Genomic DNA, 6,776 nt, shown 5'->3' on the forward strand with positions numbered 1-6,776 from the left:
CCCTCGAACAAGAAGAGCGCATTCAGGCGCGGGAAGCCGAACTGGAGCGCATCAATGCCCAGGCCGAGCTGGGAACGCAGGACGGTCGCGAGCAGCGCACGCGAGAGGTCGTCGCGCAAGGGAGCAAGCAGCGCCGGCGGGAGTTCCAGAAGCGGGCCGCGAGCGTGGACCCGATGGCCGACCCTGAACGGGATGATCCCCGGGCGGAGCTCTCCCAAGATGAACTGGCGGCAGTGAACACGGAGGCAGACCGACTCGCGACGCGGGTGGATGGCTGGTCACGTGCGGCGGTCAGTCGACGCCTGGCCGAAGCGGTCGTCGACGGCACGGACATGACGAGTGCGGTCGTGCGGGTGTTCGAGGAGTTGCAGACGGCTCCGGGAGGCACCGTGCCCATCGACGCCCTCGAGGACGTCGATCGCGGCACCGTCACGATCGAAGGCCGTGTGAAGACCCTCTGGGACAGTGATTCACCGGCCATCCAGCAAGTCGGGCTGATCGCAGACGAAAGCGGGCAAACGAAGGTGACGATCTGGAAGGCATCGGACGCACCGTGGATCGAGGAAGGCGAGAAGGTGCGCATCCACGAAGCGGCCACGAACTGGTACGAGGGCCGGATCTCGGTGGCCGTGACGGGGTGGAGCATCATCCACTTCCCGGAGCGCGGCCGGTGGTGGGAAGCATAGCCAGTCGGAGCTGTCTTCTTATTTTTGCTGTGTGCCGGACCGACCCAGACCCCACCGCCCCACCCTCCGCTCCGTGCTCGCTCCTACCGTCGCTGCGCGCGCAGCCACGACCTTACGCACCAGTCCAACATTTATCCGGGAAACCGCGGGAAGGGATGCGCGACTCGAGCGGGTTTATCGAGCCCCAGAGGGGTGCGGGCGCGACAACATCGCGCTCTTGAATCAACCATGTCTAATGATTCGCATGAGTACGTCTGTGAATTCTGTGGGGAAGACTTCGAAACAGGGAGCAAGAAAGCCGGACATATCTCATGGTATCACCGCGATGATCGCCAAGAAGAGGACTTGATAACCGAACTCCAACGGCTTGCCACCGAGAAAGGGCACCCGCCGGAGATGAGCGAGATGGACACCGAGGGCGAGTACTCGCGAAGTACGTATCTGAGCCACTTTGGAACGTGGAATGACGCGCTACGGGCAGCAGATCTCGAAGTCAAACGCCCCACAAACGTCCCGAAAGACCGGATCATCGAAGCCATTCAGGCGCTTGCTGATCAACTCGGCCATCCACCAACAGTCGACGAGATGAACAACCACGGAAAGTATTCGCGGAAAACTGCCAGCAAGCGGTTTGGTAGCTGGAACGACGCCCTACGGAGTGCCGGGTTTGAACCGCATAATGAGGAAATCCCACGAGAGGACCTTCTTGCAGAGATTCATCGACTCACAGAGGAGCTCGGTCACGTCCCAGCCATTGCTGATTTAGACGAATACGGCCGATACTCGATCAAGGGCTATCTTCGGGAGTTCGGTGGGTGGGATGCAGCAATCACGACGGCAGGCTACGAGCCACATACCCCGTTTCGTGGCTCTGACCATCCGCGGTGGGTCGGTGGCAAAGAACGAGACCGTCTGTGGTATGGGCCGAAATGGAGTCAGCAGCGTGAACGAGCGGTACAACGAGATGGGTTCGAGTGTCAGCGGCCGAACTGTGATCACACACGGGCAAGCCATCGAAACCAGTACGGACGGGACCTCCACGTACACCATATTGTCCCGCTGCGGTCATTCAGAGACGAACACGGTGAGATTGATTACGAGCAAGCGAATGCACTCGATAATCTCGTCACGCTCTGCAGCGAGCATCACGCTCGGTGGGAGCAGATTTCACCACTACAGCCTGACGTTCGACATTCGTAGCCAGCCAATCACGTCAGCACTTTGCTAAACCCTTGGTCCACATCTGCGGTTGACTTGTGGTGAATCTGCATCTGAAGATGTTTTTCCGCCCTCAGGAGGGCTGGAGGGCAATCGGTTCCGTCCTCCCGAACTCGTTATGAACGACCAGCATTCAACGACAGGCCGTGAGCGGCTCCGAATGCATCTGGTACAGGCATTGACCCGTGCAGAATCAGACGCTGTCCAGCAGCATCTTAGAGCCGCGTTAGAAGAGTGGGAGCGCCAACCGCCAACGCACCTACAGGAGTGCCCAGTCTGTGGGAAAGTGGGGTTGCCCGAACGAATTCAGCAGCATCGGTGCGGGAGACAAGGCACAGACGGTTACTGAGAAACTGGATTTATTCGTCATAGTACATCTCTTCTTGCCGCTCTACACTATCTAGGAGGTGGTCCTCGGCTTCTTCAGCGAACAGTCGGACAGAGGATGGAAGTGAAGGGTCTTCTTGCCAGTCGCGGAGCATCTCTATCTCGTCTTCCTTTTTGCTGACCCCGGACAGACTCCGAGTAGCGAGAGCGTCTGTGTATAGAGCTCCATGAATCACGCTTGAAACGGATTCTGCATCACGGATGTCGTCAACGCCTTCGGTCACAACTTTACGGTAGATTTTCTCTGTGTTCTCGGTTACGGGGAGGAACTTGCAATACCAGATGACTCGGAGTAACTGGTCCTCAGAGCAATCTGGGATTCTTGCTACGAGTCGGTCAGCAATATCAGCTATGGGGAAGCATGCGGTGAGGTCTGAAAACGCCATAGGGGTGTAGTAGTCGGTGGCGAGAATCCGTTGGCAGACTTTGTTTACTGCGGCGTCGTAGCTGTCCGCTTCTTTCATCCGGTCTGTTTCTACATCCAGGTGTGTCGGTAGGAGTGAGACGCCGGTGTATTCGTTTTCCAGTCGTTGGAGAGTGAAGTTGACGAACTGTTCTGGGTTTCGCTCAGCGACTTCTGCGATTACGAGTTGGAGGCTGTGTGCTTCCGAGGTTAGGTTTTCTCTTTTCTCGGTGTAGTCTAACACCCCTTCGAGAATTTCTCCATCTACGTTCTCTGAGTCATCATTGTGTAACGGGAGGGGACGCAGCACCATTTCTACCGACTGCGAGTCAAGTGATTCTGCATCGTGTAGAAGCGTGCGGAGCACTGATTCTGTCCATTCTTGGTGGTCGTCCCAGTACCCGTTCAAAACTTGGCTTAGACCGGAGATAAGTTCCGGAGAGTACGGAGAGTGGTTCTCTAGTAGTTCTTCGGTTTTCTCTTGTACGTAGTCTAGATCTTCTGTGGCTAGAGACCGGAGACCGGCTGGAGCCAGGCTGAACCGTTCTTCTTCGATATACTGGTTGACGAAGTCCTTTCCCTTCTCAGGGTCAGCAGAGCAGATCCCCATCAAGACGTGCGGTTTGTAGGGTGTGAGATCGGGATCATCTGCTTCGAGAAGTTGTTCGCCGAAATCCGGGCGCTCATCTGCGAGTATCATGAAGAACCGATTGAATGAGGAGTCCCGAATTCCTGCGACAATATCCTTGAACTCACCTGGTTCGAGTTCCTCTTCATCGATTCCTTCTGCGAAGCTCCGGATTTCAGTTTCCCGTTCCTCCATCTTTTTCGGCCCCCCGCGCCGCATTTGCTGAAGAAGTTGGTACCGCTCGTTGTCCTCTAATTCTTCCTGGAGTTCCTGGGTTTCCTTTTCGATTCCAAGTTCATCCGCATTATCTCGCTCGGCTAACCGGCTCAGTGCATCGATACATTGCAAGTCTTCGTCTTCGGAGACGTATTCAGCGGCGAATTCGAGTACTCGGGCCAGTTCCTTCTGGTTGAATACTTCTTGGTGTTCGCCGTAATACCGGGCCTGCGAGTTCTCGAAACTCCCGAGTTTCTCGGCAGCAGTTTTCCGTATCTCCGGGTGTGGATCTTCCTGGATTATCTCGATGAGAAGAGCGACTGCTTGTTCGCGGAGTTCCAGCCAGGGCTCCGTAACAGGGACTTTCCCCTGCCAGGATCGCATCTGGGAACGGTTGATTGGGTCGACAGAGAAATCGTGTATTTCGGTGCTTGAAACCTCTCCGATGACATCAAGCAGATCAAGTCTGAGTTCGTCGTCGAGATCTCCCGAGAGGAAGTGTTCACCGACCACTCCCAGAATCTTCTGCTGGGGCCCCGGAGATTTATTGAATCCTGGCCGCAGCGCCTGCCGTAGTTTTTGATCAGCGCTACCGGTCTGGAGCTGTGACTGAGGCGGATAATAAACTGCAATCCAGAGCAGCCACCACGTGGCGTCTTCTGGCTCTCCCTGTAAGGCGTTGGAAAGCAGGTCGGTTGACTCTATAATGAGATCTCCTGCTGGAGAAGCGGTATACATGGAACTCCTGAAGAGCTGTTCTTCTTCTGGGTCTTCCGGTAGTTCTTCCCGGTGTGCGGCTTTGACGAGTTCTATTGCGTAATGGGGATGCGTTGACGCCAGAATCTTGAACCGGCGAAGAAGTCGGACTCTTTTTGCGAATCCGTATTCGCCTATGTTCTCTATCTCCGTATTTAGAGCGTCTCGAAACGTTTTCCGGGCCTCTCTACAGTTGTAGCGTCGGTGAATTATCGCTAGCTGGTTGATCTGATTCTTTCCGGTGAACTCACTGAAGTTGTCGTAGATTTCGTCTTGGTAATCGCGTGGGGAGTCGGAGAAGAAGCTGTTGTAGACAATGTATTCTTGGAGCGCATCAGGCTGGACAGTTAGACGGTTCGAATGCTCGGCCACGAGTCCGATGTTTTCAGTCAGTATTTCCCTTAGCTCGATCTCGGTGGGCCTGTCCACCGACATAGCTTCTCTGAACTGCTGTAGCAGGTCCTCATTGTTCGTGTCCAGTTCACCGATGGCAGAAAGATACTTGACGTAGGTCTCCAGCTTCTGCGGATTGCCAACTCCTTGTTGCTCTCCCAATTTCTGGATGTCGGAAAGAACGTCTTCGAAGACGGTTTCAAGTGATTCATCCTGGGCAACAGGGTCTGATGTATGTTCGTCGCCGGAGAACTGCTCCGCAAGGAGATGGGCGAAAAGAGGCAGGCCCTCACTTATCGATACGATCTGATCAAGTGTAGTCGGGTGAGTAACCCCGTAATATTCTCGTAAGATTTCGTGGACGTCCTCCGTGTTCAACGGCTGAAGTTCGACTGTCTCCGTTTCTACATCATTGAATCGGTTGCCGTAATCTTGTAGTGAGGAGATGAAATGCGGTCTCTCTGCAAATATGAGTTTGAGATGGGGCTGGTACTGTTCTGCGAGGTCGAACAGACGCTTGATCTGGTTCGCGTTCCGGGCATCGTCTACGAAGAGTAGAGTGTTCCTCTCATCCTCCAGTTCGAGTTCCTCCAGTCCGTCATCAATGTTTCCGGCGTGTATATCTGTCCAGTATACCTGCCAGTCCGGTTTTTCGGCCTCTAAGAGTAGGCTGCCTTCAACGACGAGCCTTGTCTTCCCGATCCCGGCCCGTCCGGCGAGAATGAGTACGTCTTCCCCGGAGTTCGGGAAGTCGGTGATCTTATTCAGTTCACTTTCCCGGCCAAAGAACGGGAGGTCGTACCTATCATGCGGATGTTCTCCGTTGAGCCGTTCCTGAAATCGTTCCGGAATAGACTGAAAAATCCTGTATTTCTTGTCCGTCGGAAGTCGGCCCGCTATCTCCTGGATCTCAAGAAGTATCTCCGTTTGACCTTCCTCTAGATCTTCTGTATGCTGGTGGATTCGCTGGGAATAGTCCATGATCAGCTTGTGACCAAGTTCCTGGTTTTCACTGATCTCCAGCTCCAATTGATTCAGAAACTCGTTTATGAGGTCTTCTGGCGTAACTTCGACCTCTTCGCCGAGCATGTCTTCGTTGAACGACTCCGCAATATCTGAAGGCGTGATCAAGTCGCCTCCGTCATCAAATTCTTCGACGAGGTCAACGATATGGTCATCCTCGAAAATGGCGATAAAGACGTCAGCGTCCAAGCCCTCGTGACTCTCCGCTACGTGAGAAGCTGCGTTTTCTACAGCTTCATTCAGGAAGTGCATCCGCTTGCCTTTCCCATAGAGGTGTTTCGCTGTAGAAGAAGCAAGAATACTGGCGCTGATAGAGACCGGGTCAACCATATTCGATGGTTTTGCAGGTGAGTGGTTTAATACTCGGTCTTTGAGTCTGGTCCAGCGCCTTCGCTGATTGAAACTGGTTTACTTCGCCTTGCTTGAGTAGTGGTCATTACACCGACCATCTAGTTCCCAGAACGCGGTCGGTGGTGGGAATAGCCGGTCGTCGTAGCTCTCTTTTTGCTACGGGCCGGACCGACCCAGACCCCACCTCCCCACCCTCCGCTCCGTGCTCGCTCCTGATGGTCGCTGCGCGCGCAGCCACAACCGTGAATACGAACCGCACGCTTTAGAGCTGTAACTGGTCTTTAACGGATTGGAATCCGAGGCGGCCGAGAATCTGGGCTGGGCCGCGCTTTGGCAGGTCGCGGGCGGTAGCCAGCTTGCCTGGCGGGTCGCTTCCGCCAATCCCGATTTCCCAGTCGGTCTCGGATTCGAATCGCTTGACCGCGGTTTCCACACGTTCAGAGACTGCATCGACATCCATCGTCTTCACTCCGCTGTCCCGCATCACCACGTCTCCGTTCACGATGACCGTCTCCACGTCGGCAGGCGCCGCGTTGTTGACAACCTGCGCCGGGACGTTAGTCAGCGGCGTGAACTTGGGCTTCTCGACATCAAGGACGATCGCGTCAGCGCGTTTGCCGGTCTCGAGGCTCCCAATCTCGTCGCCGACGCCGAGCGCCTCCGCTCCCTCAATAGTGAGCATGCGCACTAGTTCCATCGAGGAGTACTGGCCGGC

Annotated in this window: 4 protein-coding genes; 2 read left to right on the top strand and 2 right to left on the bottom strand. The window is 55.1% G+C overall.

The window, feature by feature from the left end; all coding sequences use genetic code 11:
• Both ACP99_RS18610 and ACP99_RS19715 read left to right on the top strand, forming a co-directional pair.
• Positions 1-686: DNA-binding protein (locus ACP99_RS18610; RefSeq protein WP_049988017.1), on the top strand; the 686-nt coding region annotated here is incomplete at its 5' end.
• A gap of 228 nt (positions 687-914) precedes the next feature.
• Positions 915-1,886 carry a homing endonuclease associated repeat-containing protein gene (locus ACP99_RS19715; protein ID WP_081927591.1) on the top strand — a complete coding sequence of 324 codons (972 nt, stop codon included), beginning with the start codon at positions 915-917 and terminating at the stop codon, positions 1,884-1,886.
• 377 nt (positions 1,887-2,263) lie between these two features.
• On the opposite strand, the gene ACP99_RS18615 is transcribed toward ACP99_RS19715, so the two are convergent.
• Positions 2,264-6,040 carry a P-loop NTPase gene (locus tag ACP99_RS18615; RefSeq protein WP_231554353.1) on the bottom strand — a complete coding sequence of 1,259 codons (3,777 nt, stop codon included), beginning with the start codon at positions 6,038-6,040 and terminating at the stop codon, positions 2,264-2,266.
• A gap of 283 nt (positions 6,041-6,323) precedes the next feature.
• A partial coding sequence (locus ACP99_RS18620; RefSeq protein ID WP_156105807.1) for an amidohydrolase family protein occupies positions 6,324-6,776 on the bottom strand: 453 nt, incomplete at its 5' end.

Source organism: Halobellus rufus (assembly GCF_000739575.1).
Classification (GTDB): Archaea; Halobacteriota; Halobacteria; order Halobacteriales; family Haloferacaceae; genus Haloquadratum; species Haloquadratum rufum.